Below are 25,618 nucleotides of genomic sequence, written 5' to 3' on the forward strand. Positions count from 1 at the left end.
GCATGCACCGCGCGCCGTCGAAGGCAGGGGTCACGATCTTCACCCGGACGGCGCAGCGCGGGGCTCCGGGCCGGCCGGGGGTAGGCTCCTTCGATCGTGCGGGGCAGGGGGCGGGTCTGGTGGCGGCTGGTCGTCGCCGGCGTCCACGAGTCGGCCGCGTACCGGCTCGCCCTGTTCGGCGGCCTCGTCGCCAACGTGACCTTCGGCTTCCTCAAGTACGGCATCCTCACCGCGACCGTCGCCGCCTCGGGCGGGGTGGTCGCCGGGTACGACGCGAAGATCATGAGCACCTACATCTGGCTCTCCCAGGGGATGCTCGGGTCGGTCAACCTCTTCGGCCGCACCGAGCTCGCCGACCGGGTCAAGAGCGGTGACGTCGCCGTCGACTTCCTCCGGCCGTTGTCGGTGCAGACCGCTGCGTGCCTGCGGGACGTCGGTCGCGGCCTGTTCGCGCTGCTCCCCCGCGGGCTGCCGAGCGTCGCGATCGGGGCGCTGCTCGTCGGCATCGCGCTGCCGTCGTCCGCCGTCGGGTATCTGCTCGGTGCGCTGTCGGTGCTGCTCGCGATCGCGGTCTCCGCGACGACGGTGTACCTCGTCGCGGTGAGCGGCTTCTGGCTCGTCGAGACCCGGGGCCTGCAGGTGCTCTACATGGTGACGTCCGGGTTCTTCGCCGGGCTGTTCGTGCCCGTCGGGCTGCTGCCCGGCTGGCTGCAGGTCGCGGCGTACTCGACGCCGTTCCCCGCGATGATGATGTACCCGGTCGACGTGCTCTCCGGCCGGGTCTCCGGCTGGTCCGCCGCCGGCCTGGTGGCCGCCCAGGTCGGCTGGCTGCTCGCGACCGTCGCCGCCGGTGCCGTGCTGACCGCCGCCGGACGGCGCCGGCTGGAGGTGCAGGGTGGCTGACACCGGCGTTGCCGCTGCCCCGGCCGCCGTCCGCCGGGACCGGTGGCGGCCCTACCGCGCGGTCATCGGCTCCCGGGTCCGCTCCCAGCGCGCGTACCGGGCGAGCTTCCGGATGGACCTGTTCTCCACGGGCGTCATCGGGCTCGTCGAGCTCGCCGAGGTGCTCGTGCTCTACCGCACCGTCGACGCGCTCGGCGGCCTCGATCTCCACCAGATCCTCCTCGTCTTCGGCCTCGCCGACTTCGCGTTCTCGCTCGCCTCGGTCGTCGTCGGGCACGTCGACGAGCTGCCGAAGTTCATCCGGTCCGGCACCCTGGACGTGTTCTTCCTGCGCCCGCAACCCGTTCTCCTGCAGGTGGTCACGAGCGAGCTGAGCCTGCGGCGACTGTCCCGTGCGGTCGTCGGGCTCGCCGCGTTCTGCGTCGGGCTCGTCACCGCGGACGTCCCCGCGACCCCGCGGACCGCCGTCCTGCTGTCCCTCGCGCTCGTCAGCGCGACGGCCATCAGCGCGGCGCAGTACGTCACGGCGGGCGGTCTGCAGTTCTTCCTCGTGAACGGGCACGAGATGACGAACGCGTTCGTCTACGGCGGGCGCTACGCGGCGACCCAGCCCGCGGCGGTGTGGTCGGCCCCGGTGCGGGCCGTGTTCGGCTACGTCTTCCCGATGGCGTTCTGCGGCTACCTGCCCGTGCTCGCCGTGCTCGGGATGCCCGGCCCGCCGGGGCTGCCGGCCTGGCTCGCCTGGTGCACGCCGGTCGCAGCGCTGTGGGCGTGGTGCGCGGCGATGCTGTGCTGGCGATGGGGCACGAGGAGCTACCAGGGGGCGGGCGGATGACCGGTACGCAGAGCAGCACCGATGGCCTGCGGCAGAGCGGCCCGGCGATCCGCACCGAGGGCCTCACCCGGCGGTTCACCCGCCGCGAGGGCCTGCGGCGCGTGACCCTCACCGCCGTCGACGACCTCACGGTGACCGTGGAGCGCGGCGAGTCTGTCGGCTACATCGGCGCGAACGGCGCGGGCAAGTCGACGACGATCAAGATGCTCGTCGGGATCCTCGTGCCGACCTCGGGGACGGCGACGACGCTCGGCAGGGCGCCGCTGCGGGAGCGGGTCGCGCTCGTGCGCCAGGTCGGCGTCGTCTTCGGCCAGCGCTCGCAGCTGTGGTGGGACCTGCCCGTCGCGGAGTCGTTCCGGATCCTCGCCGCCGTCCACGAGCTGAGCGCGGACGACGAGCGCTCGCGCACCGCCGAGCTGCGCGAGCAGCTCGAGCTCGGCCCGTTCTGGACGACACCGGTGCGCCAGCTCTCGCTCGGCCAGCGGATGCGCGCGGAGGTCGCCGCGGCCCTGCTGCACCGGCCGCGCCTCGTCATTCTCGACGAGCCCACGATCGGCCTCGACGTCGTGAGCAAGCAGCGGCTGCGCGAGTTCCTCGTCGCCGAGCGCACCGAGCACGGCACGACCCTGCTGCTGACGACCCACGACATGGGCGACGTCCAGCGGCTGTGCCCGCGCGTGCTCGTCGTCGACCACGGCCGGCTCGCCTACGACGGCTCGCTCGACGGGCTGTCCCGGCTCGTCGGCGCGCAGCGGGTCCTCGTCGTCGACCTCGACGAGCCGGCCGGCGACCTCGTCGGCGTCCCGCACACGAACCACCTCGGCAGCGAGGCCGGCGGTCTGCGGCAGCGCCTCGCCGTCGACTCCGACGCGACGACCGTCGCCGCCGTCCTCGCCGCCGTCACCGACCGGGTCGCCGTACGCGACCTCGCCGTCGAGGAGCCCGACATCGAGGACGTCGTCCGGCGCCTCTACTCCGCGCAGCGCGACGGCTGACCCGGCACAATGGGGTCGATGGCTACCGCCCTGGAGATCACCGCCGCCTCGGTCGACCCTGAGATCCTCGGGCTCCCGTGGCGCACGCCGCTCGAGGAGTGGCCCGCCGAGCGGCTGGCGGCGTTCCCCCGCGGCATCTCGCGGCACGTCGTCCGGTTCGTCAAGCTCGGCAGCGCCGTCCTGGCCGTCAAGGAGATCGACGAGACGATCGCCCGCCGCGAGTACCAGCTGCTGCGGGTGCTGCGCCGGCTCGGGATGCCGTCGGTGGAGCCGGTCGGCGTGGTGAGCGGCCGCACCGACGTGAACGGCGAACCGCTCGACGCGGCGCTCGTCACCCGGCACCTGCAGTTCTCGCTGCCGTACCGCGCGCTGTTCTCCCAGACGCTGCGGGTCGACACCGCGACCCGGCTCGTCGACGCGCTCGCCGTCCTGCTCGTGCGCCTGCACCTGGCGGGCTTCTACTGGGGCGACGTGTCGCTGTCGAACACGCTCTTCCGGCGTGACGCCGGCGCGTTCGCGGCGTACCTCGTCGACGCCGAGACCGGCGACCTGCACGAGACGCTGTCGCGCGGCCAGCGCGAGTACGACGTCGAGCTCGCGGGGATGAACATCGCCGGCGAGGTCATGGACCTGCAGGCCGGGGGCTTCCTCGACGAGGAGTTCGACCCGCTGCGGGTCAGCGAGGTGCTCTCCGAGCGCTACTTCTCGCTGTGGGCCGAGCTCACCGCACCGGAGTCGTTCGAGACCGGGGACCGGTGGCGGGTCGACGCCCGGATCCGCCGCCTCAACGAGCTCGGCTTCGACGTCGGCGAGCTCACGCTGACGACGGACATCGACGGCACGACGGTGAGCATCCAGCCGAAGGTCGTCGACTCGGGCCACCACTCGCGCCGGCTGCTGCGCCTCACCGGCCTCGACGTCGAGGAGAACCAGGCCCGCCGGCTGCTCAACGACCTCGACGCCTTCCAGGCCGCCGAGGGCCGGCAGGCGGACGACGAGGAGGCCGTCGCGCACGAGTGGGTGCAGACCTGCTTCGAGCCGGTGGTCCGGGCCGTGCCGAAGAACCTGCGCGGCAAGCTCGAGCCCGCGGAGATCTTCCACGAGGTGCTCGAGCACCGGTGGTACCTGTCCGAGCAGAACGGCCACGACGTCGGCCTGCTCGACGCGGTCCGCTCGTACGTCGGCACCGTGCTGCCGAGCAAGCCCGACGAGGCCGCCGTGCTCGGTGTCGACACGCAGGAGATGCCGGTCGTCGCCGACCGCCCCGCGGACTGACGGCGCAGCGGGGCCCGCCGGGTCACTCGTCGAGCAGCAGCTCCACGACGACGACGTCCTTCCAGGCGCCGTCGAGCATGCCGTGCCGGTGGTACGTCCCGACCTCGCGGAAGCCCAGGCTGCGGCACAGCGCGAGGCTGCCGGTGTTCTCCGGGAAGATCCGGCTCACGAGCTTGCGGACGCCGGCCGGCGGGCAGAGCGCGAGCAGGCCGGTGAGCGCGACCCGGCCGACGCCGGCGCCGCGCGCGGCCCGGTCGACGTAGACCGAGAACTCGCGGATGTGGGCGTACGCGGCCCGGTTCGGCCGGTACGCGGAGGTCGACGCCCAGCCGACGACGGCGCCGTCGCGCTCCACGACGACGACGGGGCCCTGGTCGGGCCAGCCGGCGACGTCGGACGCCGTCCGCGGCGCGGTCTCGAACGTCGCGGTGCGGTCCTCGATGCCCTGGGTGTAGATCGCCGCGACCGCCTCCGCGTCGGCGGCCGTCATCGGGCGGACGACGAGCCCGTCCGGTGCGTCGCGCCCGCTCAGTGCATCGCGCCCGCTCACCGCGTCGCGCCCGGTCACTGCATCGCGCAGGTCAGCGCCGCCCGCAGCGCCGCGACCGCGGCGGGGCTGCCGGTGACCGTCACGTCGTCCTCGCGGCCGCGGCCCCACAGCCAGGTGTAGAGCGCGGACGGCGCACCGGTCACCGTGGCGTCGGCCGGGGTCGGCACCTCGTGCGTCTCGGTGATCCCGCCGTGCAGCCCGACGGTCCAGTGCCGATCGCCCGCGACGAGGGCGACGAGCTCACCGGTGCCGCCGGCCTCGGCGCCGAGACGGGTGCCGAGCCACAGCCGGACGACCTCGTCGACGCCGTCGAGCGCGACGTCGTCCGGCACCCACCAGACGCCGGATGCCTTGTCCGGCAACGTCTGCGCGACGTCGAGGGCGTGGATCGCGGCCTCGTGCGCAATCCGCCGGCGCCAGAACCCGCACGTCGCGTCCCAGGGCGACCAGGTCGCCGTCGGGGTGTCGGCGCCGCGGTCGTCGAGGAGCTCCTGGAGCGACCGCCAGCCGGCCGCGAACCAGGCGATGAGCTCGGCCGGGGCGGCGTCCGGCGCCGGCTGCGCGACCGTCGCGGGGCGCGGGCGACGTCCGCCCGCGACCCACGCGGCGACGAACCGGTGGATGAAGCCGAGGTGCCGGACGACGTCCGCGACGTCCCAGCCCGGGCAGGCCGGCACGGGCGTGACGAGCGCAGCGGTGTCCGGCGAGCCGTCCTCGGCCCGCACCCGGGCCTCGAGGTCGCGGCACGCCTGCTCGAGCGTGTCGAGGAAGGCCGGCCCGTCCATCGGCAGGCCGACCGCGTCGAGCTCCCAGAAGACGTCGGGGTAGAGCACCCGGCCGCGCAGCGCGGGGTCGTCGGGCCGGTCGGCGGACAGGCCGCGCACCTGGAAGGCGGCGGCCGGCGTCCGCTCCGACGGCCGGCGCAGTCCCCGCCCGGCCGCCGCGACGAACCCGAACCGGGAGTACATCGCCGGGTCGCCCTCGAGCACGACGAACGGCTCGCCGTCCGCGTCGGCCGCCGCGCACGCCGCCTCGACGAGCGCACGCCCGACCCCGCGCCCCTGCGCGTCGGGGCGCACCCCGAGCGGCGACAGGCACAGCACCTCACGGGCCGACCCGTCCTGCGCCTCCAGCGGGACCCGGGTGAGCATGACGTGCCCGACGACGTCCGGCCGCTCGGGGTCGTCCGAGTCGTCCGCGACGAGGGAGTACCGCCGGACGAACCCCTCCCCGGTGCGCAGCGCCGCCACGAGCGCCGGCACGACGTCGTCCCCGAAGGCGTCGCCGTGGAGCGCCTCGACGGCCGCGCGGTCCTGCAGGGTCTCGACCCGGATCAGCATGCGCCCAGCCCACCGCCTCGGGCGTCGTGCGCGCAAGCGCGGAGCCGGTGGCCGTCCTGATGCGGGCGGGCACCCGTCCGGGCCGTGGGTGCATCACCTCGGGGGTGGCGCCGCGGACGCCGCGCCGGCGTGACACCGCACCCGGACGACGCATCTCCGGGTGACGTCGTCTCGAAACGCTGTCGCAAATCACCGCATACCCGATGATAACGTGCCCGTGATGTCCACTTCCGATACCTCCACGAACCAGACCACCACCGCGCTCCCGCCGCCGGTCGCCGTCCGGAGCCTGGCCGGCGGGCTGCTGCTCATGGCCGGCTTCACCGTCGGCTGGGCGAGCCTGGCGCCCTACGGCTGGACCGGCGCCGCGGCCACGGGACCCGTCGTCCTCGCCGTCGCCGCGGCACTCGCGTTCGCCGCCGGAGCGGTCGCGCTGTTCCGCGACGCCGGCCGGTTCCCGCCGGTCACCGACGCCGTCGAGGCGGACCGCGGACGGCGGATCGGCCGCGCGTACGGCCTCACCTTCGGCGTCGAGGGGCTGGCGATCTTCGTCGTCGCCGCGACCCTGTCCCGCACCGGCAACGTCGACTACCAGGTCCCGGCGATCGCGCTGGTCGTCGGCCTGCACTTCTACCCGATGGCGCGGATCTTCGACCGCACGGTCGACCTCTGGATCGCGTCGTGGGTCGTCGCGGTCGCCGCGCTCGGGCTCGCCGCCGTCGCCGGGGCATGGGCCGCCGTCCCGGCGGTGTGGAGCGCCGTCGGCGTCGGCACCGCGCTCGGCACCGCCGCCTACGGCGTCTACATGCTCCGCGAGGGCCGCGGGCTGCTCGGCCGGCTGCACCGGGAGCACCCGCGGGACTGACCCCGGTTCACCCCCGCGGGCTCACTCCGCGGCGCGGCGCCGGGCCACCTCGTACAGCGCGACCCCGGCGGCGACACCGGCGTTGAGCGACTCCATCACCCCGGCCATCGGGATCGTGACGGTGACGTCGCAGGTCTCGCGGACGAGCCGGGACAGCCCCTTACCCTCGGAGCCGACGACGATGACGACCGGACCGGTCGCCGCCTCGAGCTCGTCGAGCGGCAGGTCGCCGTCCGCGGCGAGGCCGACGACGAAGCAGCCGGCCTTCTGCAGGTCGACGAGGGCGCGGGTGAGGTTCGTCGCGCGGGCGACCCGGATCCGCGCGGCCGCACCGGCGGAGACCTTCCACGCGGACGCCGTCATGCCGGCCGCGCGCCGCTCGGGGACGACGACGCCGTGGCCGCCGAACGCCGCGACCGACCGGACGACGGCCCCGAGGTTGCGCGGGTCGGTCACGCCGTCGAGGGCGACGAGCAGCGGCTGGGCGCCGGCGTCGTAGGCGAGGTCGAGCAGGTCGTCCGGGTGCGCGTAGTCGTACGCGGGCACCTGGATCGCCACGCCCTGGTGGACGCCGTCGCTCGTCATCCGGTCGAGGTCGACCTTGCTCACCTCGAGGATGGGCAGACCCATCTGGCCGGCGATCTTGACGGCCTCCTTGACGCGCTCGTCCGCCGCCACCTGGGAGGCGACGTAGAGCGCCCGCACCGGGACCCCCGCGCGCAGCGCCTCGACGACCGGGTTGCGGCCACCGACGTACTCGGGNGCCCTCCCGCCCCGGGTCGCCCCGGTCGTGCGGCCGCCGCCACCGGCCGACGTCCGCTTGGACGCCGCCCCGGCCCGCTTCGCCGCGACGTGCTTGGTGCGCTCGGTCGCCTTCGGGGTCGGGCCCTTGCCCTCGAGCCCCTGACGCTTCTGCCCGCCGGAACCGACGACGGGGCCCTTCTTCGACCCGGGCTTGCGCACTGCGCCGCGCCGGGAGCTGTTGCCGGCCATCAGGCCTTCTCCTCGAGAGTCCATCGTGCGCCGCCGGGAGTGTCCTCGACGGTGATGCCGGCTGCGGACAGCCGGGTGCGGATCGCGTCCGCGGTCGCGAAGTCCTTCGCGGCACGCGCCGCCGTGCGGGCGTCGAGCTCGGAGCGCACGAGCGCGTCGAGCGCCGTCCGCAGCCGGTCCTCGGCACGCCCGCCCACGGTGCCCCGCCAGTGCGGGTCGAGCGGGTCGACGCCGAGCACGTCGGCCATCGCCCGGACGGCGAGCGCCGCCGTGAGCGCGCCGTCCTTGTCGTCGGCGGCGAGCGCGGAGTTGCCCGCGCGCACCGTCTCGTGGAGCACCGCGACGGCCGCCGGGGTGCCGAGGTCGTCGTCCATCGCGTCGACGAAGCCCTGCGGCAGCGCGACGTCTGCGAGCGCGGCGTCCGTCACGACCGCCCCGAGCACCTCGGCGGCGCGCACGACGAAGTTCTCGATGCGCTCGTAGGCCGTCCGGGCCTCCTCGAGGGACCCGTCGACGATCTCGATGTTCGAGCGGTAGTGCGGCGTCGTGAGCAGGTACCGGACGACGACCGCGGGCACCTGCCGGGTCAGCGCCTCCATGCTCATCGTGTTGCCGAGCGACTTGCTCATCTTCTCGCCGCTCTGCACCACCCAGGCGTTGTGCATCCAGTACCGCGAGAACGGGTCACCGGCGGCGCGGGACTGGGCCTGCTCGTTCTCGTGGTGCGGGAAGCGCAGGTCGAGGCCGCCGCCGTGGATGTCGAACTCGGGTCCGAGGTACCGCGTCGCCATCGCCGAGCACTCCAGGTGCCAGCCCGGGCGGCCGCGGCCCCACGGCGTCGGCCAGGACGCCGTCGCCGGCTCACCGGCCTTGGCACCCTTCCACAGCGCGAAGTCGCGCGGGTCGCGCTTGCCGCGGGGGTCGGCGTCCCCGGCGGGCTCCATGTCGTCGAGCCCCTGGTTCGTCAGCTCGCCGTACTGCGCCCATGAGCGCACGTCGAAGTAGACGTCGCCCGACCCGTCGGCCGCCGGGTAGGCGTGACCGGCGTCGACGAGCCGCTGGATGAGGTCGACCATGTCGGTGACGTGCCCGGTCGCCCGCGGCTCGTACGTGGGCGGGGTGACGTTGACGCTGTCGTAGGCCGCGGCGAACTCGCGCTCGAACGTCAGCGCGTGCTGCCACCACGGGACGCCCGCCTCGACCGACTTCGCGAGGATCTTGTCGTCGATGTCGGTGACGTTGCGGACGAGGGTCACCCGGTACCCCGAGCGCTCGAGCCAGCGCTGCAGGACGTCGAAGACGACGGCCGAGCGCATGTGCCCGATGTGCGGGCCCGACTGCGGTGTGGCGCCGCAGACGTAGACGCCGGCCTGACCGGGGACGAGCGGGACGAAGTCCCGCACCTGCCGGGTGGCGGAGTCGAACAGTCGAAGGCTCACCTGTCAAGGTTACCGGCGCATCGCCGGACCTTCTTCCGGGTAACGCCGGCCGGACGCCGCCCGCACCGGGCCGTCGCCGCCGCCCGCCCGGCGGGACCCTGTTGATCAAGAGCGTCGTCACCCCCTACCGTCGACGACCGGCCCGGTCCCGGGCCGACGGATCTCATCGGAGAGGGCACTCATGACGCTGTTCCGGGGGGCGATCCGCAGGCGGGTCGCAGCTGCTGTCGCCGTCGCCGTCGCTGCGACCGGCCTGGCCTTCGCGGTGGCCGCACCGGCGAGCGCGGCGCCGCGGGTCGACGTCGACACGGACAAGCCCGTGTACGTCGGCTACGACACGAAGCGCAAGCGGTACCACTTCAAGATCACCGGCCGCTGGGCGGTCACGTGCGCCGGCAGCACCAAGTACTGCTACCCGAAGGGCGGCGGCACGGCCTCCCAGATCGGCAGCGACGACGCCCTGTGGATCAACACGGGCGCCGCGATGACCTGGGACTACGGGCGGGTCCGGACGTACGACTCCTGCGGCACGCTCACCTCCGACTCGGGCGTGAAGCGCAACACCGTCGCCGCGAACGACTACTTCTACACCGCGTTCGGTCTCGACGACCGGCTCACGCCCTCCTACTACGTGACGAAGAACAGCGCGGGTCGCGTGATCTCCGAGGGGGGCAGCTGCCGCACCGGCTTCATGCCGTCGCGCACCTACACGAGCACCACCGGCAGCACGACGTTCTGGTACAACCTCAAGACCCGCAGCTACACCATCGACGTCTGGGGCAACCCGGCGAACACGGGATGCCTGAAGGCCGGCAAGGCGATCAACGCCGGGTACCTGCACACCTGGTCGACCTGGGGTGTCGAGTGGGGGCTCGAGGCGGGGCTCGACGCGAGCAAGTTCGAGGTGGGGATCGGGGTCTCGGCGTCGCTGAGCAACCTCGACCACGCATGGGCGACGGGGTACCGCGAGGACGCCTTCGCGGACGCCAAGGCGTACATGCCCCGGATGTGCCACCACTGACACGCCCGGGCCGATGACATGGCGGACCGGCCTGCCGGCACGGCAGGCTGGTCCGCCATGGCACCCAGCACACGAGCCGGCAGCAGGCTCCCCGCGACGCTCACGGCCACGGTCCTCGGGGCCACGGTGGCCCAGCTCGCGGCGGCCACCTTCCTGCCGGGTCTGGAGCAGTTCGAGGGCAAGGCGTTCGGCGCCCGGCTCGTCGCCTACCCCGCGATGATGCTGCTCGTCCCCGGCCTGTGGTGGCTCGCGGCGCGGCGCCGTCCGGCGGGCGACCGGCCGGCAGCGCCGTGGGCGGCGTTCGGCTGGGTCATGCTGCCCTTCCTCGTCGACGTCACCGGCAACACCCTCGACCTCTACGACCGGGTCTGGTGGTGGGACGACGCGAACCACCTCGTGAACTGGTTCTTCCTCACCCTCGGCCTCGGGCTCCTCATGGCCCGCGCCGACGTCCGGCCGCGATGGGCGCTCTGGCTCGCGGTGACGGGGACCGGCGCCGCGCTCGCGATCGGCTGGGAGCTCGGCGAGTGGTGGACGTTCATCCGGCACGGCACCGAGCTGGGCACCGCGTACACCGACACCCTCGGCGACGAGACCCTCGGGACGCTCGGCGCCGCGCTCGCCGGCCTCGTCGTCGTCCGGCGGTAGACCGTCCGGCGGCAGCCCGCACCGCCGGACGACGAGACCAAGGACCCTCCAGGTCCGCCCGCCCCGCGCCGACAGGGACAGCAGGAGTTCCCTCGACGGGCGGGAGGCACGATGGACCAGACGCGGATCGAGCAGCTGCTGCTCGTCGCCGCCGCCGCGCTGCTCGTCGCCACCCAGGTCGGACTGTGGTGGCGCTCCGGCAAGGCCGCCCCGCAGGCGACCTGGATGTCCGCCTTCACCCAGGCCAGCGCGCTCGCCGTCCTGGCCCTCTACCTCGCCCAGGCCGGGCTGCGCTCGGTCGCCGTGGTGCTCGGCATCCTCGCCGTCACGGCGCTCGCCGGGGTCGCCAGCGGGACCCGGGCCACCCACCGGGTCGCCCGCGAGCACGGCACGTCGTGGGCCCAGGCCCACCGGCACGGCCTGAGGTCGGCCGTCGTCGCCGTCGAGGCGGTCGTCGCGGCCGTCGCGGTCGCCCTGGCGGTGTCCTGGGGGGCGGAGACGTTCAACGGCGACTTCAACGGCAACGCGGACGAGAGCCTGTGCAAGGTGCTGGGCGACGAGGCCTGCGGACGGTGACGTGGGCCGGCCTCAGGCGTACCAGACGACCTTGGTCGGCGTGACCCGGACGACGACCCGCTGGTCGCCGGGGCTGCCGCCGGTCCACGGCTCGCCCTCGTACTTGTGCGACATCGCGTCGATGAGGGCGGCGTCCGGGTCGTCGGTGAGCGTCGCCGTGCCGCGGATCTCCAGGTACTTGTACGGGTCGTCCTTGGGGTAGACGAGCACCGTCGCGCGCCCGTCGCGCTCGAGGTTGTTCGTCTTGCGCCGGCCGCGCAGCGTCGAGAAGAGCACGTCGTCGCCGTCGCGGCCGACCCAGACGACCGACAGGTGCGGCTGCCCGTCGGGCTCGATCGTCGCGACGGTCGCGAACTCCGGGCGATCGAGCAGGTCACGGGCCGTCTCGGGCAGCGATGCAGACATGGGGCGGACGTTACCGGGCCGCCGCCGCAGGGTCCGCGAGGCCCCTCCAGCGCGTCGTCCAGCAGTGCGCTTTCCGAAGATCAAGAGCACTCGCGGCAGTGAAATCCGCATGCAGGACCGTCACGGACAGCCGATCCCGACAGGTACGGCGGCTGCTGACGGTAGCCAAACCCGCCCCGGATCAGTCACACTCTCACCCTGAGCGAAGTCCGAGGCGCGGCCGCCGTGGCCGCCGCCCACCCCCTGGAGGACGCAATGACCACCCGCACCCCGATCGCCCTGGACCGGGCGCGCATCGCCGAGCTGACGGCGCGAGAGGCGACGCGGCTCGACGAGCGCACCCAGGCCTCGGCCCGGATGTACGAGCGGGCCCGCGAGACCCTCTCCGCCGGCGTCGCGTCGTCCTACCAGATGCGCGACCCGTGGCCGATCTACCTCGAGCGCGGCGAGGGCGCGTACGTCTGGGACGTCGACGGCAACCGGATGGTCGACTTCCACAACGGCTTCGGCTCCATGGTCCAGGGCCACGCGCACCCGGCGATCTCCGCCGCGGTGACGAACCGGCTCGAGCTCGGCACCCACTTCGCGGCCCCGACCGAGGACGCGATCGTCGTCGCCGAGGAGCTCAAGAAGCGCTGGGACCTGCCGCGCTGGCGCTACGTGAACTCCGGCTCCGAGGCGACGATGGACGCCATCCGGATCGCCCGGGCGAAGACGGGCCGCGAGACGATCGTCAAGATCTTCGGCTCGTACCACGGGCACCACGACTACGTCATGGTCTCGATCGGCGTCCCCTACGACAAGATCGGCGACCGGGAGAACCTCGCCTCGCTGCCGTACGGCGCAGGCATCCCGCAGTCGGTCGCGGACATGACCGTCGCCGTGCCCTTCAACGACGCCCCGGCCATGGAGCGCCGGATCGAGCGCCTCGTCGCCGAGGGCCGCGCGCCGGCCTGCGTGATCATGGAGGCGGCGATGATGAACCTCGGCATCGTGCTGCCCGAGCCGGGCTACCTCGAGGCGGTCCGCGAGATCACGCGCAAGCACGGCATCGTCCTCATCTTCGACGAGGTCAAGACCGGTCTGTGCATCGCGGCCGGTGGCGCCACGGAGCGGTTCGGCGTCAAGCCCGACATGGTCACCCTCGCGAAGGCGCTCGGCGCCGGTCTGCCGATGGGCGCCATCGGCGGCTCGGAGGACGTGTTCTCGGTCGTCGAGGACGGCTCTGTGTTCCAGGTCGGCACGTACAACGGCAACCCGCTCGGCGTCGCCGCCGCCCGGGCGAACCTCTTCGAGGTCATGACGCCGGCCGCCTACGCCCACCTCGACACCCTCAACGAGCACCTCGTGTCGGGCTGCCAGGCCGTGGTCGACAAGTACAACCTGCCCGGCTACGCCGTCGGCGTGGCCTCGAAGGGCTGCGTGACGTTCTCCCCGACGAAGGTCGTCGACTACGAGACCTTCAAGGAGCACCAGGACGGCGAGCTCGCGGACCTCGCGTGGCTCTACAACCTCAACCGCGGCGTCTTCATGACGCCCGGCCGCGAGGAGGAGTGGACGCTGTCGATCCAGCACACCATCGCCGACTGCGACCAGTTCATCGCCGCGTTCGAGGAGCTCGCGCACGACCTCACGAGCTGACCCACGAGCCGCTCATGCTCGCGGTACGTACCGTTCCGGCCCCGTCACAGCGGCCGGAACGGTACCGGCCGTGAGCATGAGCGGGGTCAGGCGAGGCGGTACTTCGCCGCGGCGAGGAGCCGCTCGGCGAGGAAGAGGTCGTGCGGGTAGGTGACCTTGAGGTTCGTCCGGCTGCCGGCGACGGCCTGGACGACGAGGCCGGAGAACGACTCGGCGCTGCAGGCGGTGTCCGTGCCCTGGTAGCCGACCTCGCGCGCGGCGTCGTAGGCGGCGAGCAGGTCCTTGGCCCGGAAGGCCTGCGGCGTCTGCACCCGGGTCAGCCCCTCAGTCTGGCCGCGCGGGGGCACCGGGTGGCCGTCGTCCCCGACCGGCAGGACGCCGCTCGCGGGCAGCGCGGGGACCGCACCGCCGACTGCGGCCGCGGTCTGGACGACGGAGCGCCACAGGGACGGGCCGGCGAGCGGCCGGGCGCCGTCGTGGATCGCGACGACGTCGACGTCGCCGCTGCCGATCGAGGGCGCGAGGTGCGCGAGCGCGGCCTCCTCGGACTCGTGCCGGGTGCCGCCGCCGACGACGACGTCGACCCTGAGGTGCGCGGCCTCGCGGCGCAGCGTCTGTGTCGCGAGCTCGGCGTCCTCGGGGCGCACGACGAGGACGAACCGGCCGATCTCGCTCACCTGCCCGGCCCACGTGAACGACCACGAGACGACCCGGCGACCGGCGAGCGGCAGGTAGACCTTGTTGAGCCCCGCCCCGACCCGGGTCCCGCTGCCCCCGGCGAGGACGACGGCCGCGGCCGTGCCGCGCGGCCGGCGCCGACGCAGGAACGGCCCGAGACCGGCGGAGGGGGTCGAGGGCACGCCACGACGATAGATCCGCACGGGGTCGCGTGCGTCCCCGACCCCGTGAAGACCACCCGACGCGGTCAGCGCGGGCGCAGGACCGTCTTCAGCTCCTCGACGATCTTGCCCGGCTGGCGCAGCACCGCACCGGGCAGGCCCATCAGGAACGTGAGCGGCTCGCTCACGGCACGGCGCACGAGACGCTGCGGCTTGGTGAGGAGCCGGTGCTCGAGGTCACGCAGGTAGGCGGACATGAGGTCGCGCTGCTCGTGGCGGACGACGTGGCCGCAGGCGGTGCACCGGGTCGAGTGCAGGAGCCGGCCGACGACCACCAGCTCGTGCTCGCACTCCTGCCCGCACGCGACGCACGTGAGGTCGGTCGTGCTGCTCACCATCGGGCTACCTCCCCGGCTCACGCCTCGCCGCTCACGGTCATTGTCGCCCACCTGTGCGCCGGCGCCGTCCCTCGGCAGGGGGACGGCGCCGGACGCGTCTCAGGCGAAGCCGCGCAGGGCGCTCTCGAGCTGCAGGCCGCCGCCCGCGAGCAGCCGGTCCTGGAGGCGACGCAGCATGACGACCGTCGAGGACTCGTCGAGCTCGACGTCGTCGTAGGTGAGCACCTGGTCCCGCGCGACGGGCCGCACGACCTTGGCCTTGTTGAGGATCCCGAGCGGCACGAGCCTCTCCGCCTTGGCGATCGCGGCGTCCTCGATCATGCCCCGGACGCAGTAGCCACCGATGCCGTCGATGGTGTCGCCGGGTGCGAGGTCCTTCTTCGCCGCGGCGGCGACCTCCGCCGTCCAGGCCTCGGTGATGAGGCTGGGCGTGCGGTCGAGCACCGCCTCGGGGATCGACAGCGGAGCCTCGATGCTCGCGAGGTGGTAGGGCCGGTACAGCGAGAAGTACGGCCCTTCGCCCATGCTCAGGTACGACATCTCGTGGACGACGTACGGGTGGTCGGAGCGGACGACGACGAAGACGCCGGGCGCGACCGGCCCGGTGCAGTAGTCGACGACGCCGGGACGGTCCAGGACGCCGCCGTCCTCCTTGAGCCGGAACGTCTCGTGCAGCGTCGGGACCGTGCTCTCGGGACCGTACATCCCGCGCCGGCTCACCTCGAGCCCGGTCGTGTTCGCCAGCGACGCCATCTCGATCATCGCCTTGGAGCCGTCGACGAACTCGCAGAGCATCTTCGGGTTCATCTTCTTCGCGGCCGCCTCGGCCTCGAGGCTGTCCGGCGTCTCGTGCGGGCGGAACGGGTTGTTCTTGCCCTTGCCGGCGCAGATGATCTCGAAGTTGAGGTCGCGGGCGAAGTCGACGAGCTTCTTCGTCTCGACCGGCTCGTCACCGCGGGCGATCGTGTAGACCTGCCCGGTCGCCCGGGCGATCTGCGCGAGCAGGATGCCGATCGTCACGTCCGACTCGACGTTGAGCCCGACGACGTCCTTGCCGTTGAGCAGCGCGGCCAGGGTCAGCTCGGCCCCGACGTTGGGCACGCCCGTGGCGTCGACGACGACGTCGACGGGCAGGCTCGCGACGGACTCGGCCCCCCGCAGGACGACGTGCTTGCCGTCGTCGACGGCACGCGCGATCTCGCCGAAGGCGTGGCTGCCGTCATCGACGACGACCTCGTCCACCCCGGCGTCCTTGAACGCGGCCTCGGCCCGGCCGGGGTCGACGTCCGCGACGACGCTCACCTGCAGACCGGGCATCCGCCCGACCTGCGCGGCGAGCCCGCGGCCCATCTGCCCCGCACCGACGAGGGCGACCCGGACGGGCCGGCCGACCTCACGCTGGCGGGCGAGCAGCCGCTCGCGGTAGCTCATGATGACTCCTCTGTCTCGTTCGGCCCCGGTCGCGCTCGGCGAGCGTGCCGTCGGGGCCTGGAGGGTGCGACGTGCGCCGGCGGCGCTGCCGTGACGTCGTCGCCCGGGTCTGTGCGCGCGGCCACGGCCGCGGCGGCGGCCGGCGGGGCGGCCCCGGCACGTCGTCGGGCCGGGGCGCCCCCGCCGGTCAGTCCGCCGGGCGGGCGAGGATGCGCATGGTGCTGCCGACACCGAGCTCGGGCAGCTCGCCGACCTCGACGCAGACGTCGCCGGGCAGCGGGGCCGTCGTGGAGCCGTCGGCCTTGAGGCTCATGTGTCCGAGCCGGATGAGGTTCTCGTTGACCACGTCCCCGACGGACGTGACGACGAAGGGTGAGCCGTCGAGCTCGACGACGTCCCCGGGGCGGGGGATCGAGTGGACGACGCCGGGGTTGTGCAGCAGGCAGAAGTCGTGCAGCTCCTCAGGTGCCGTCTCGTTGAAGAACACGAGCAGACCCTGGGCCCGGAACTCGGGGATGAGCGCCCCGACCGCGGTGACCACGGTCGAGTAGCGCACACCGTCCGCGGGCACGGCCTCGTCGGTCGCCACGTCCGCCTCCCCCGCCCCGGCCGCCGGAGCGGTGTCCGGACGGCCTGCGGGCGGGGTCGACATCACGCCTCCGCGACGTCGTCGGGCTTGACGCCCGACACGAAGAGGTCCTCGGTGATGAACATGGCGAGCGGGCCGGCAGGGCTCGTCGCGTGGATGTCCACCGTCGGCACCTTCTTCATCGGGTAGACCCCGACGCGGGCGGTGCCGCCGCAGTCGATGACCGCGACAGCGATCTTGTCGAACGGCGCGGACGACTTGAAGCCGTCGAAGACCTCACCGCCGGTCAGGTCGGCGATCCGCTGCGCGACCGGGTGGATGCCACCACCGGTGACGCAGTAGATGAGCGGCCTGCTGTCCGTCGGCTGGATGGTCAGGGGGCCACCCCAGCCACCACGACCCTTGGTGATCTTGACCTTCTTGTAGGGACCCGGCACGGGGAACCTCCTGGTGGTACGTCGTCGTTGTCATGACTGTCGGTGATGCGGTGCTGGTGCTCGGCCGGGTGGCCCTGGGGCGCGCGGTCGGGCGGTGCGGGAGTGGCCCCCGCGGCTGCGCCGTCGACGCGGACCGGACTCCGCTGCCACGGAGCCGGTCCCTGCTGCGAGGCCGCCGACGGCGGCCTCGCAGCAGGCCGGCTGGTGCTATGAGGAGTACAGCCCGAAGCTCGCCAGGTAGGCGATGACGACGGACAGCGGACCCGTGACGAGACGGGAGAAGAGAACGGCGGGGACGCCGATCTCGACCGTCTCGGGTTCGGCCTCGCCGAGGGCCAGGCCGACGGGGATGAAGTCGCAGCCGACCTGCGGGTTGATCGCGAAGAGCGCGGGCAGGGCGTACTGCGGCTGGATGTTGCCGGCCCCGATCCGCTCGCCGAGCAGGACGCCGACGATCTGGGCGATGACGGCGCCCGGGCCGAGCAGCGGCGAGAGCACGGGGATCGCGCAGAAGACCGAGATGAGCAGCAGGCCGGGCAGCGAGCCGGCGGCCGGCTCGATGAGGTGGGCGAGCTTGTCGCCGACCCCGGTCTTCTTGATGATGCCGACGATGACGCTGATGAACGCCATGAACGGCAGGATGTTGCGGATCACCATGTCGATGGTGTCGCGGCCCGCCTGGTAGAGGACGCCGACGACGCCACCCACCGACCGGCCGATCGTCACCAGGGTCTTGTTGATGGTCTCCATCAGGCCACCGCCTCCGCGTTCGCGGCGTCGCTCGCGGTGCGGCGCGCCATCATCCGAGCCGTGATGAACTCCGTGAGGACGCCACGGATGAAGATCACGACCATGCCGACGAGCAGGTAGCGCAGAGCCAGGTCACCGAGGGGCAGACCGAGCGTCTGGATACCGGCCGCGATGCCGAGGTAGACGAAGAGCTCGCCACCGTTGGCGTGCGGGAAGATGCCCGTGATGGGGTGGACGTACGAGACCGCCGAGTCGTAGAAGGCGGGCTTGTACCGCTCCGGGAGGAAGCGGCCCATCGTGTACGCCATCGGGTTCGTGAGGATGAACACCGAGAGCACCGGCAGGACGAGGTAGCGGATCGGGTAGTACTGCAGCCCGGGGCGGGCGGCCATCTCACCGACGCGGTCGATCCGGTCCGGACCGATCCAGCGGATGAGCGCGTTGACGGCCGTGAGCAGGACGATGAGGGTCGGGATGATGCCGGTCACGAGGCCGACGAAGTTCTCGCCACCGATCTTGAAGGTGTCGATGAACGCGTTCGCCCAGTTGGCGAGCACGCCCCAGAAACCCGAGGGCGGCGCGACCGTCGGTTCCGCCGCCACGAGGGCGGCAAGTGCCGAGAATGACATACTGACTCCTGGGGATCGGACGGCGACTGTGCCGTCACGTGGATCACTTTGGTCGTGGCTCCTAGGCGGGCTGTGCCTTCTCCTTTCCCTGCTCGACGCCTCCGGTGGGCTGCCACCCACCGGAGGCGTTCAACGTCTGGGCCGCCTGCCGGGCGGCCTGCCGCTCGATCGCGTCGATCCCGGGGATCGACGCGTCGCCGGCGAGCTTGCGGAGCGTGAGGCCGACGTAACGCTCGGCCTGCTTGCCGCGGGCGAACGTCGTGAGCCCCCGCAGGACGAGGGCGTCGACGACCCGGCCCTCCCTGGTCGCGAGCGCCACGTAGGCCTTGCGGCCGACGAGCCTGCGACCGCCGAGACCGACGGCGACCGTGCCGCGGCCCCGGAGCTGGTTCACCTGGGCGAGGAAGTCCTTGCTCTGCCGGGACGCGCTCCACAGCTGGAGCGCCATCGCCGCGGCGAGGGCCCCGAAGAACAGGCCGTACTCGATCACGTCGCGCTCCTTCCGTTGGCGGCCAGCGCCGCGACGGGGGACGTCGCCGCGACCGACCGGGGGGCCGGGCCGTGGGCGGCCAGCGAACGCTGCCCCACGCCCTCGGCACGCCGTGCCGCGCCCGCGGTCTCCGCGTTGAGCACCCCGCGCGCCGCGGCCGCGTCGCACACGAGGACGTCGACGAGCCGGCCGTGCAGGGCGGCGCGCAGGCCCTCGACCTTCTCCCGGCCGGCGGCGACGCCGACGACCGTGGGGATGTTGCGGACGTCGTCCAGGGTCACGGCGAGCACCCGGTCGTGGACCGCGCCGCGGACCTCACGGCCGTCGGCGTCGAAGAACCGGGCCGCGAGGTCGCCGACCGGCTGCGCCGTCTCGAACTCGGCGCGCTCGGCGTCGTCGAGGCGGATCGAGCGCAGGATCGCCGCGGACGAGCCCTGGCTCACCGTGCCGATCCCGACGACGGCGATGTCGGCGCGGCGGGCGAGCTCGAGCACCTTCTGCACGCTGGACTCGGCGAGCATCGCGTCGCGCGCGGTGGAGGACTCGAAGACCGCCGGCGCGTGCAGGTAGCGGTACTGCGCCCCGATCCGGGTCGCGAGCTCGCGGACGAGCTCCTGGCCGGTGATCTCGGACGCGACCGAGGACAGGCCCCCGACGAGCTGGACGACCTCGACGGACATCGGCGACTCGGCCTGGGCCGCCCAGACCACGGACTGGACCGATCTGCCCCACGAGAGGGCGAGCGTCATGCCGTCCTTGAGCTCGCTGCGCAGCCACTGCCACGCGAGGGCCCCGACCCGGTCGAGCGGGCGCATCCCCGGGTCGCTCGGGCGGACGGCGACGACGGCCGCCTCGAGCCCGAACCGCTGGACGAGGGCCCGCTCGAGCTCGGGGACGCGGCCGGCCGGGTCGTTGATCCGGATCTCGACGATGCCCTGCTCCTGGGCGGCCGTGAGCATCCGCGAGACGTTGGAACGGCTGGTGCCGAGCGCACGCGCCACGTCGTCCTGGGAGAGCCGCTGCTCGTAGTACAAGCGAGCGGCCCTGACCAGGAGGTCGGGGTCACGAGGGGCTGGCATCTGCACATCCGTTCGGTAGGGCTCATTTATGTGCACTAAAGCGTGTGGCCGCAGTCACAGTCAAGAGTGTTGCGAGGACATTTCCTGGCCGACCTCCGGACCCGTCGTCGCCCGGAGATCGACATCGTCGCGCGCTCGTCACCGACGGTGACCCTGCCCGGGCGCGCCGGTCCGCCGCGTCCCGATCGCCCCGCTCCTGAGCGGGGGCGACCGGGACGGCGTTCACGCACCGTGAAGGGCCTGTTTCACGCCGGCAGACGGCCTCCGACCGTGGTCAGGACGCGCGCCAGGACGTCGGTGCCGCGGGCCCAGGCGACCCCCGTCGCACTGATGCTCACGACTGTGCGGACGCCGAGGCCCTCGCCGACGGGGACGACGCGGTCCGCGGCGGCCCCGACCCCGACCGCGAGCGCCGCCGGGGCGACGACCTCGGCCGCGACCCGGTCGGCGTCCGGGACCACGACGACGACGGCGTCGGGCGGCGCCAGGAACGCGACGTCGACCCGGCCCTCGCGGGCCTGGGCGAGCCCGCGGGCCACGAGGTCCTCGAGGTCCGCCGGCGCGAGCGCCTGGGCCCCCGCGACGGTGAGGGTCACCGCACCCGCCGGGGTGGTCACGCGGACCCCGACCCGCGGCCTGGCCCGGACGGCGACGGGCCCGGCGTCCGCGAGCGCGGCCGCGACGCCGGCCACCACCCGCGCGAGGACCGCCACCTCGGACGGTGCGGGGCCCGCCTGCAACGTGACGTCCCGCCAGACGACCGCACCGGGGGTGGCGGCCTCCTCGGGGCGCGGCGCCAGCGCTGCCGCCCGCAGGGCCCACAGGGCGTCCGGGGACGCGTCGTGGGACGCCTCCTGCGGGGGCGGGGACACCGTCTGCGCCGCCGTGCCGGACGGCTGCACCGTGGCCGCCCCGGCGGGCGGCCCGCCAGGCACGACCGGAACCGCCGCCGGAACCGCCGCCGGCACCGCCGCGGACTGCGCCGCGAGCGCCGTCCGGACGTCCCCGAGCATGACCGCGCCCTTCGGCCCGGTACCGGCCACGGACGACAGGTCGAGCCCCTCGGCCGCGGCGAGCCGCCGGGCCCCGGGGATCGCGAGGACCGGGCCGGACGGCGCGGGCGCCGGCGGCGGACCGCCCCATGCCCTCGGCGCGGGCGCGGGTTCGACGGGCACCGAAGCGGGTCCACCGACGGGCTCGGCGACGGGCTCGGCAAAGGGTGTCGAGGCCGGCGCGGCGTCCGGTGCCCCGAAGAGGTCCTCGATGAGGCTGTCGGACTCGGTCTCGATCCACGCGAGCGGCGTCCCGACGGGCACCGAGTCGCCGACGTTGACGTCGATCTCGACGACCGTCCCCGTGGCCGGTGCCTCGACCTCCATGTCGACCTTGTCGGTGAGCACCTCGCAGACGACGTCCCCCTCGGCGACGACGTCCCCGACGGCGACCCGCCAGACCGTGAGCTCACCGGTCTCCATGGTCATCGACATCTTGGGCATCCGCAGGGGTGCCCGGTGCGCGACGGACATCAGCCGACCACCGCCAGCGCCCGGGCCGCGGCGACGACGTCGTCGACCTGCGGCACGACGGACCGCTCGAGCTGCGGCGCGTACGGGATCGGGGTGTCCAGGCCGCACAGCCGCTTCACCGGCGCGAGCAACCGGTAGAGCGACTCCGACTCCGCGATCCGGGCCGCGACCTCGCTCATGAAGCCGACGTGCCGCGGCGCCTCCTGGACGAGCAGCGCCCGTCCGGTCTCGTCGATCGCGCCGAGCACCGTCTCGGCGTCGAACGGCGTCAGGGTGCGGACGTCGACGACGGAGGCCGAGACGCCGTCCGCCTCGAGCCGGGCCGCCGCCTCGAGGCAGCGGCTCACCATGACGCCGGTCGCGACCATCGTCAGGTCGGTCCCCCGGCGCGGCACGGCGGCCTTGCCGATCGGCACCCGCACCGGCTCGACCGGGACCGGCCCGGACGTCTTGTAGAGCAGCTTGTGCTCGAGGACGACGACCGGGTCGGGGTCGTCGATCGCGGACAGCAGCAGGCCCTTGGCGTCCGCCGCGTTCGACGGCATGACGACCTTGAGGCCCGGGGTGTGCGCGAACCACGCCTCGAGGCTCTGCGAGTGCTGGCCCGCGGCACCGGTGCCGGAGCCGCCCGGCGCGCGCAGCACGAGCGGCACGTGCGCCGCGCCGCCGAGCATGAAGTGGATCTTCGCGGCCTGGTTGACGATCTGGTCCATCGCCTGGCACGTGAAGTCCGAGAACTGGATCTCGACGATCGGCAGCAGCCCGGACAGCGCCATCCCGACGCCGGCACCGACGATCCCCAGCTCGGAGATCGGGGTGTCCCGGACCCGCTCCCCGCCGAAGCGGCCGTGCAGGTCGCCCGAGACGCCGAACGCGCCGCCGTACACGCCGACGTCCTCGCCGAGCAGCACGACCCGGTCGTCGGCGGCCATCGCCTGGCCCATCGCCTCCCGGACGGCCTCGCTGTACGTGATGACCCGCTCGCCGGCGGTGGCGTCCGCGGGCGCGGAGCCCGCGACGTAGCCGAAGGCGGCCGGGGCCGCGGTGCCGTTGCTGTGCTCGACCGTGGCGGTCACTTCGACTCCTCCGTCGCGTCCAGGGCGGTGCCGAGCCCATGCGGCTCGACGGCCGGCGCACCGGCCACGTGCGAGCCGAGCGGCGCGGCGAACACCGCGGCCGCGGGGTCGGCGAGGAAGGCGCGCGGGTCGGCGTCCGGGGCCTGCATCGACCGGCGGACGGCGTCGCGCACCTCGTCACGGGCCTGCGTCCGCACGGCCTCGAGGTCCTCGACGGAGAGCGACCCGGCGTCGAGGATCTTGGCCTCGAAGTCGGCGATGGGGTCGTCGGCCCGCCACTGCTCGATCTCCTCGCGGGTGCGGTAGAGGTTCTTGTCGCTCTTGCTGTGGCCCTTCCAGCGGTACGTCATCGTCTCCAGCAGGGTCGGGCCGCCGCCGCTGCGGGCCCGGGCGACCGCCTCGGTCGCCGCGGCGAACACCGCCTCGACGTCGTTGCCGTCGACCCGCACGCCGGGGAACCCGTACGCGGCGGCGCGCTCGGCGACCGTCGCGACGTGCATCGACTTCTCGGTCGAGAAGCTCATCCCGTACTTGTTGTTCTCGCACACGAGGACGACGGGCAGCTGCCAGATCGCGGCGAGGTTCGCGGCCTCGTGGAAGGCGCCCTCGTTCGTCGCGCCGTCCCCGAAGAAGCACACGACGACGGCACCCGTGCCGCGCAGCTTCTGCGCGAGCGCCGAGCCGACGGCGATCGGGATGCCACCGCCGACGATGCCGTTCGCGCCGAGGTTGCCCTTGGCGACGTCCGCGATGTGCATCGAGCCGCCGCGGCCCCGGCAGTAGCCGGAGTCCTTCGCGAGCAGCTCGGCCATCATCGGCAGCAGGTCCGCGCCCTTGGCGATGCAGTGCCCGTGACCGCGGTGCGTCGAGGCGATGAGGTCGCCCTCGGCGAGCGCCGCGCAGACGCCGGTCGCGCTGGCCTCCTGGCCGATCGACAGGTGCATCGTCCCGTGCATCATGCCGCGGGCGAAGAGGTCGTCGACCGCCTCCTCGAAACGCCGGATCCGGTACATCGTCAGGAGCGCCTCGCGGGCCCAGCGCGGGTCCGCGGCGCCGGCGTCGGACGCCGCGGGCGCCTCTGCGAGCTCCGTCATGGATTCCTCCGTCATCGTTCCGTGCTGCGTCTGCACGAATGTGCTGATTGCATTCACGTTCGTGTGTATTGCAGCATGGTGACTCACGTCACGACAAGGCCACTGGCCCCGGGCCGGGAGGTCCGGGCAGGCCGATCGGCGGACGGCGCGCACACGTGTGAGCGCACCGTCACGTCGGTCCGGGCAGACCGTCACGCCGACGGGCTGGACGTGACGCCAGGATGTGCGAGAGTCGGGCCCCCCAGGTCCGTACCGGAGAGGAGCACGCAGTGCCGCAGCGCAGCGTTGTCATCGCGTCGAGCGTCGGGCTGCATGCCCGCCCCGCGGCGCTGTTCACCAAGGCCGCGGCCGGAGCCGGGATCCCGGTGACGATCCGCAAGGGCGACGGCGCCCCGGTGCCGGCCTCGAGCATCCTGTCGGTGCTCACGCTCAACGTCGGTCACGGCGACGAGGTGACGATCGAGGCCGAGGGCGCGAACGCCGACCAGGTCCTCGACGACCTCGTGACCCTGCTGGGGACCGACCACGACGCCTGATCGCGCGTCCGGCACCCTGGTCCCGTGACCCCTGCGTACCCGCTGCCCCGGACCGGGATCGGCGTCGACGTCCACGCGTTCGCCGATCCCGCGTCGGGGCGCCCGATGCGGATGGCCGGGCTCGACTGGCCCGGTGAGACCGGCCTGGCCGGGCACTCCGACGCGGACGCCGCGGCGCACGCCTGCTGCGACGCGCTGCTGTCCGCGGCCGGCCTCGGCGACCTCGGCAGCAACTTCGGCACGTCCGACCCGCGCTGGGCCGGGGCGCCCGGGGCCGCGCTGCTCGAGGAGACCGCGCGCCGGGTCCGGGCGGCCGGCTACGAGATCGGCAACGTCGCCGTCCAGGTCGTCGGCAACCGGCCGAAGATCGGGCCGCGACGGGCCGAGGCGCAGGCGGCGCTGTCCGCCGCGTGCGGTGCGCCGGTGACGGTGTCCGCGACGACGACCGACGGGCTGGGCCTCACCGGCCGCGGCGAGGGCGTCGCGGCGATCGCGACGGCGCTCGTCGTCCCGGTGGGCTGACCGGGCTCAGCGCGCGGGCGCCCGCTCGTCGTCGACGTCCGCACCGACGTGCAGCATCGCCTCGGCGAGGACGAGGTCGTCCGCCGTCCCGACCCGGAACACCTCACCGGGCGCGAGCACCGAGGAGAGCCGGCCGCCGCCGGTCTGCACGAGCCGCGGCAGGACGTCGGCGCCCGGGTCCCGCAGGTCGGCCTCGGTGGCCGCCTCGAGCGCGGCGACGAGCGCGCCGGCCCGGTAGGCCTGCGGGCTGTAGACCATCCGGAAGCCCTCGCGGTCGACGGTGGCCGTGACGACGTCGTCCTCGTCGACCCGCTTGAGCGTGTCGGTCACCGGCCGGACCGGGACGACGGCCGCGACCTGCTCCTGCGCGGCGCCGTCGAGCGCCGCGACGACCGCGCGGACGAGGGCCGCCGGCGCGAGCGGGAAGAGCGGGTCGTGGACGACGACCGTCGAGGCGGCGTCCGGCCGGCGGGCCCGCAGCGCCGCCCGCACCCGCAGCCCGGGCCCGTTCTCCTGCGCGGCGAGGACCTCGACCGGCACGTCGCCCGGCAGCCCCGCGACGAGCGCCCCGACCGGCTCGACGAGCGCGGGCGGGGTGACGACGACGACCGCGTCGACGACCCCGGAGCGCACGAGCGCCCCGACGGCCCGCCGCACGAGCGGCACCTCCCGCAGCGGGCGCAGCGCCGCGCACCCGGCGGGCGCCAGCCGGTCGTCGTGCCCGACCGGCACGATC

General features: G+C 73.7%; 28 protein-coding genes and 2 pseudogenes. 11 read left to right on the top strand and 19 right to left on the bottom strand.

All coding sequences use genetic code 11. The features are described 5' to 3' along the window. Positions 1 to 96 precede the first annotated feature (96 nt). The 4 genes from ECOMGDLI_RS06975 to ECOMGDLI_RS06990 are packed head-to-tail and all read left to right on the top strand — an operon-like array spanning position 97 to position 4,008. On the top strand, positions 97 to 903 hold the full coding sequence (locus ECOMGDLI_RS06975) for an ABC-2 family transporter protein (RefSeq protein ID WP_088315466.1): 807 nt from the start codon (positions 97 to 99) through the stop codon (positions 901 to 903). Next, positions 896 to 1,738: an ABC transporter permease gene (locus ECOMGDLI_RS06980; RefSeq protein WP_233153345.1), complete on the top strand. Its 843-nt coding sequence runs from the start codon at positions 896 to 898 to the stop codon at positions 1,736 to 1,738. The genes ECOMGDLI_RS06975 and ECOMGDLI_RS06980 overlap by 8 nt, the downstream gene beginning before the upstream one ends. Next, complete coding sequence (locus tag ECOMGDLI_RS06985) at positions 1,735 to 2,733, top strand: ATP-binding cassette domain-containing protein (protein ID WP_088315468.1); 999 nt, start codon at positions 1,735 to 1,737, stop codon at positions 2,731 to 2,733. The genes ECOMGDLI_RS06980 and ECOMGDLI_RS06985 overlap by 4 nt, the downstream gene beginning before the upstream one ends. Before the next feature lie 18 nt (positions 2,734 to 2,751). Further along, positions 2,752 to 4,008 carry a DUF4032 domain-containing protein gene (locus tag ECOMGDLI_RS06990; RefSeq protein WP_088315537.1) on the top strand — a complete coding sequence of 419 codons (1,257 nt, stop codon included), beginning with the start codon at positions 2,752 to 2,754 and terminating at the stop codon, positions 4,006 to 4,008. Positions 4,009 to 4,030: 22 nt separating this feature from the next. Here ECOMGDLI_RS06990 and ECOMGDLI_RS06995 read toward each other — a convergent pair whose 3' ends face one another. Both ECOMGDLI_RS06995 and ECOMGDLI_RS07000 read right to left on the bottom strand, forming a co-directional pair. After that, complete coding sequence (locus tag ECOMGDLI_RS06995; protein ID WP_198954633.1) at positions 4,031 to 4,558, bottom strand: arsinothricin resistance N-acetyltransferase ArsN1 family A; 528 nt, start codon at positions 4,556 to 4,558, stop codon at positions 4,031 to 4,033. 14 nt (positions 4,559 to 4,572) lie between these two features. After that, a complete protein-coding gene (locus tag ECOMGDLI_RS07000; RefSeq protein WP_088315470.1) occupies positions 4,573 to 5,898 on the bottom strand; it encodes a GNAT family N-acetyltransferase in 1,326 nt (441 codons plus the stop codon). A gap of 220 nt (positions 5,899 to 6,118) precedes the next feature. Between ECOMGDLI_RS07000 and ECOMGDLI_RS07005 the strand changes: the two genes are divergently transcribed. After that, the gene (locus ECOMGDLI_RS07005) at positions 6,119 to 6,763 is read left to right on the top strand and encodes a hypothetical protein (protein ID WP_143447551.1); all 645 of its coding nucleotides are present in this window, start codon (positions 6,119 to 6,121) and stop codon (positions 6,761 to 6,763) included. A 21-nt stretch (positions 6,764 to 6,784) separates the two neighbouring features. Here ECOMGDLI_RS07005 and rlmB read toward each other — a convergent pair. The 3 genes and pseudogenes from rlmB to cysS form a co-directional block, all read right to left on the bottom strand. Further along, positions 6,785 to 7,525, bottom strand: a 741-nt coding sequence (rlmB, locus tag ECOMGDLI_RS07010) for a 23S rRNA (guanosine(2251)-2'-O)-methyltransferase RlmB (RefSeq protein WP_233153346.1), incomplete at its 5' end; no start/stop codon positions are given. Position 7,526: 1 nt separating this feature from the next. After that, a pseudogene (locus tag ECOMGDLI_RS36720) lies at positions 7,527 to 7,756 on the bottom strand (23S rRNA (guanosine(2251)-2'-O)-methyltransferase RlmB); the annotation flags it as partial. Beyond that, on the bottom strand, positions 7,756 to 9,195 hold the full coding sequence (gene cysS, locus ECOMGDLI_RS07015; protein WP_088315475.1) for a cysteine--tRNA ligase: 1,440 nt from the start codon (positions 9,193 to 9,195) through the stop codon (positions 7,756 to 7,758). The gene cysS and the pseudogene ECOMGDLI_RS36720, both read right to left, overlap by 1 nt. 181 nt (positions 9,196 to 9,376) lie before the next feature. On the opposite strand from cysS, the gene ECOMGDLI_RS07020 reads away from it, so the two are divergent. The 3 genes from ECOMGDLI_RS07020 (at position 9,377) to ECOMGDLI_RS07030 (ending at position 11,440) form a co-directional block, all read left to right on the top strand. Continuing rightward, on the top strand, positions 9,377 to 10,216 hold the full coding sequence (locus ECOMGDLI_RS07020) for a hypothetical protein (protein ID WP_088315477.1): 840 nt from the start codon (positions 9,377 to 9,379) through the stop codon (positions 10,214 to 10,216). A gap of 57 nt (positions 10,217 to 10,273) precedes the next feature. Then, entirely contained in the window at positions 10,274 to 10,864 is a 591-nt protein-coding gene (locus ECOMGDLI_RS07025; RefSeq protein WP_088315541.1) for a hypothetical protein, read from the top strand. Positions 10,865 to 10,975: 111 nt separating this feature from the next. After that, positions 10,976 to 11,440: a hypothetical protein gene (locus tag ECOMGDLI_RS07030; RefSeq protein ID WP_088315479.1), complete on the top strand. Its 465-nt coding sequence runs from the start codon at positions 10,976 to 10,978 to the stop codon at positions 11,438 to 11,440. Between the two features lie 12 nt (positions 11,441 to 11,452). Here the strand turns inward: ECOMGDLI_RS07030 and ECOMGDLI_RS07035 are convergent, their stop codons facing one another. Further along, complete coding sequence (locus tag ECOMGDLI_RS07035) at positions 11,453 to 11,845, bottom strand: PPOX class F420-dependent oxidoreductase (protein WP_088315481.1); 393 nt, start codon at positions 11,843 to 11,845, stop codon at positions 11,453 to 11,455. Positions 11,846 to 12,100: 255 nt separating this feature from the next. On the opposite strand from ECOMGDLI_RS07035, the gene ECOMGDLI_RS07040 reads away from it, so the two are divergent. Further along, positions 12,101 to 13,486, top strand: coding sequence for an aspartate aminotransferase family protein (locus ECOMGDLI_RS07040; RefSeq protein ID WP_088315483.1), 1,386 nt, complete (start codon positions 12,101 to 12,103; stop codon positions 13,484 to 13,486). Positions 13,487 to 13,572: 86 nt separating this feature from the next. Here the strand turns inward: ECOMGDLI_RS07040 and ECOMGDLI_RS07045 are convergent, their stop codons facing one another. The 12 genes and pseudogenes from ECOMGDLI_RS07045 to ECOMGDLI_RS07100 form a co-directional block, all read right to left on the bottom strand. After that, complete coding sequence (locus tag ECOMGDLI_RS07045; protein WP_198954634.1) at positions 13,573 to 14,346, bottom strand: 2-C-methyl-D-erythritol 4-phosphate cytidylyltransferase; 774 nt, start codon at positions 14,344 to 14,346, stop codon at positions 13,573 to 13,575. Positions 14,347 to 14,411: 65 nt separating this feature from the next. Continuing rightward, positions 14,412 to 14,723 carry a hypothetical protein gene (locus tag ECOMGDLI_RS07050; protein WP_088315485.1) on the bottom strand — a complete coding sequence of 104 codons (312 nt, stop codon included), beginning with the start codon at positions 14,721 to 14,723 and terminating at the stop codon, positions 14,412 to 14,414. A 99-nt stretch (positions 14,724 to 14,822) separates the two neighbouring features. After that, positions 14,823 to 16,154 carry an NAD(P)H-dependent oxidoreductase gene (locus ECOMGDLI_RS07055; protein WP_088315487.1) on the bottom strand — a complete coding sequence of 444 codons (1,332 nt, stop codon included), beginning with the start codon at positions 16,152 to 16,154 and terminating at the stop codon, positions 14,823 to 14,825. Between the two features lie 187 nt (positions 16,155 to 16,341). Next, entirely contained in the window at positions 16,342 to 16,743 is a 402-nt protein-coding gene (locus tag ECOMGDLI_RS07060; RefSeq protein ID WP_158220923.1) for a PTS glucitol/sorbitol transporter subunit IIA, read from the bottom strand. A 62-nt stretch (positions 16,744 to 16,805) separates the two neighbouring features. Further along, entirely contained in the window at positions 16,806 to 17,180 is a 375-nt protein-coding gene (locus tag ECOMGDLI_RS07065) for a PTS sorbitol transporter (RefSeq protein WP_088315491.1), read from the bottom strand. 207 nt (positions 17,181 to 17,387) lie between these two features. Continuing rightward, positions 17,388 to 17,900: pseudogene (locus ECOMGDLI_RS07070) on the bottom strand (PTS sorbitol transporter subunit IIB); the annotation flags it as partial. A 29-nt stretch (positions 17,901 to 17,929) separates the two neighbouring features. Continuing rightward, entirely contained in the window at positions 17,930 to 18,559 is a 630-nt protein-coding gene (locus ECOMGDLI_RS07075) for a PTS glucitol/sorbitol transporter subunit IIC (protein ID WP_088315495.1), read from the bottom strand. A 61-nt stretch (positions 18,560 to 18,620) separates the two neighbouring features. Continuing rightward, positions 18,621 to 19,049 carry a transcriptional regulator GutM gene (locus ECOMGDLI_RS07080; RefSeq protein WP_088315497.1) on the bottom strand — a complete coding sequence of 143 codons (429 nt, stop codon included), beginning with the start codon at positions 19,047 to 19,049 and terminating at the stop codon, positions 18,621 to 18,623. Beyond that, on the bottom strand, positions 19,046 to 20,128 hold the full coding sequence (locus tag ECOMGDLI_RS07085) for a sugar-binding transcriptional regulator (RefSeq protein ID WP_088315546.1): 1,083 nt from the start codon (positions 20,126 to 20,128) through the stop codon (positions 19,046 to 19,048). Before ECOMGDLI_RS07085 ends, ECOMGDLI_RS07080 begins: the two co-directional genes overlap by 4 nt. A gap of 245 nt (positions 20,129 to 20,373) precedes the next feature. Beyond that, positions 20,374 to 21,654, bottom strand: a complete 1,281-nt coding sequence (locus tag ECOMGDLI_RS07090) for a biotin/lipoyl-containing protein (RefSeq protein WP_088315499.1) — start codon at positions 21,652 to 21,654, stop codon at positions 20,374 to 20,376. Next, complete coding sequence (locus ECOMGDLI_RS07095) at positions 21,654 to 22,598, bottom strand: alpha-ketoacid dehydrogenase subunit beta (RefSeq protein WP_088315549.1); 945 nt, start codon at positions 22,596 to 22,598, stop codon at positions 21,654 to 21,656. Before ECOMGDLI_RS07095 ends, ECOMGDLI_RS07090 begins: the two co-directional genes overlap by 1 nt. A gap of 128 nt (positions 22,599 to 22,726) precedes the next feature. Then, the gene (locus ECOMGDLI_RS07100) at positions 22,727 to 23,824 is read right to left on the bottom strand and encodes a thiamine pyrophosphate-dependent dehydrogenase E1 component subunit alpha (RefSeq protein WP_088315501.1); all 1,098 of its coding nucleotides are present in this window, start codon (positions 23,822 to 23,824) and stop codon (positions 22,727 to 22,729) included. Between the two features lie 269 nt (positions 23,825 to 24,093). Between ECOMGDLI_RS07100 and ECOMGDLI_RS07105 the strand changes: the two genes are divergently transcribed. Next, positions 24,094 to 24,360: an HPr family phosphocarrier protein gene (locus tag ECOMGDLI_RS07105; RefSeq protein WP_088282510.1), complete on the top strand. Its 267-nt coding sequence runs from the start codon at positions 24,094 to 24,096 to the stop codon at positions 24,358 to 24,360. Positions 24,361 to 24,384: 24 nt separating this feature from the next. After that, complete coding sequence (gene ispF / locus ECOMGDLI_RS07110) at positions 24,385 to 24,882, top strand: 2-C-methyl-D-erythritol 2,4-cyclodiphosphate synthase (protein ID WP_088315503.1); 498 nt, start codon at positions 24,385 to 24,387, stop codon at positions 24,880 to 24,882. 6 nt (positions 24,883 to 24,888) lie between these two features. Here the strand turns inward: ispF and ECOMGDLI_RS07115 are convergent, their stop codons facing one another. Next, positions 24,889 to 25,614: a 2-C-methyl-D-erythritol 4-phosphate cytidylyltransferase gene (locus ECOMGDLI_RS07115; RefSeq protein ID WP_233153347.1), complete on the bottom strand. Its 726-nt coding sequence runs from the start codon at positions 25,612 to 25,614 to the stop codon at positions 24,889 to 24,891. Positions 25,615 to 25,618 lie beyond the last annotated feature (4 nt).

This window comes from Kineosporia sp. R_H_3 (assembly GCF_002198675.1).
GTDB lineage: Bacteria > Actinomycetota > Actinomycetes > Actinomycetales > Kineosporiaceae > R-H-3.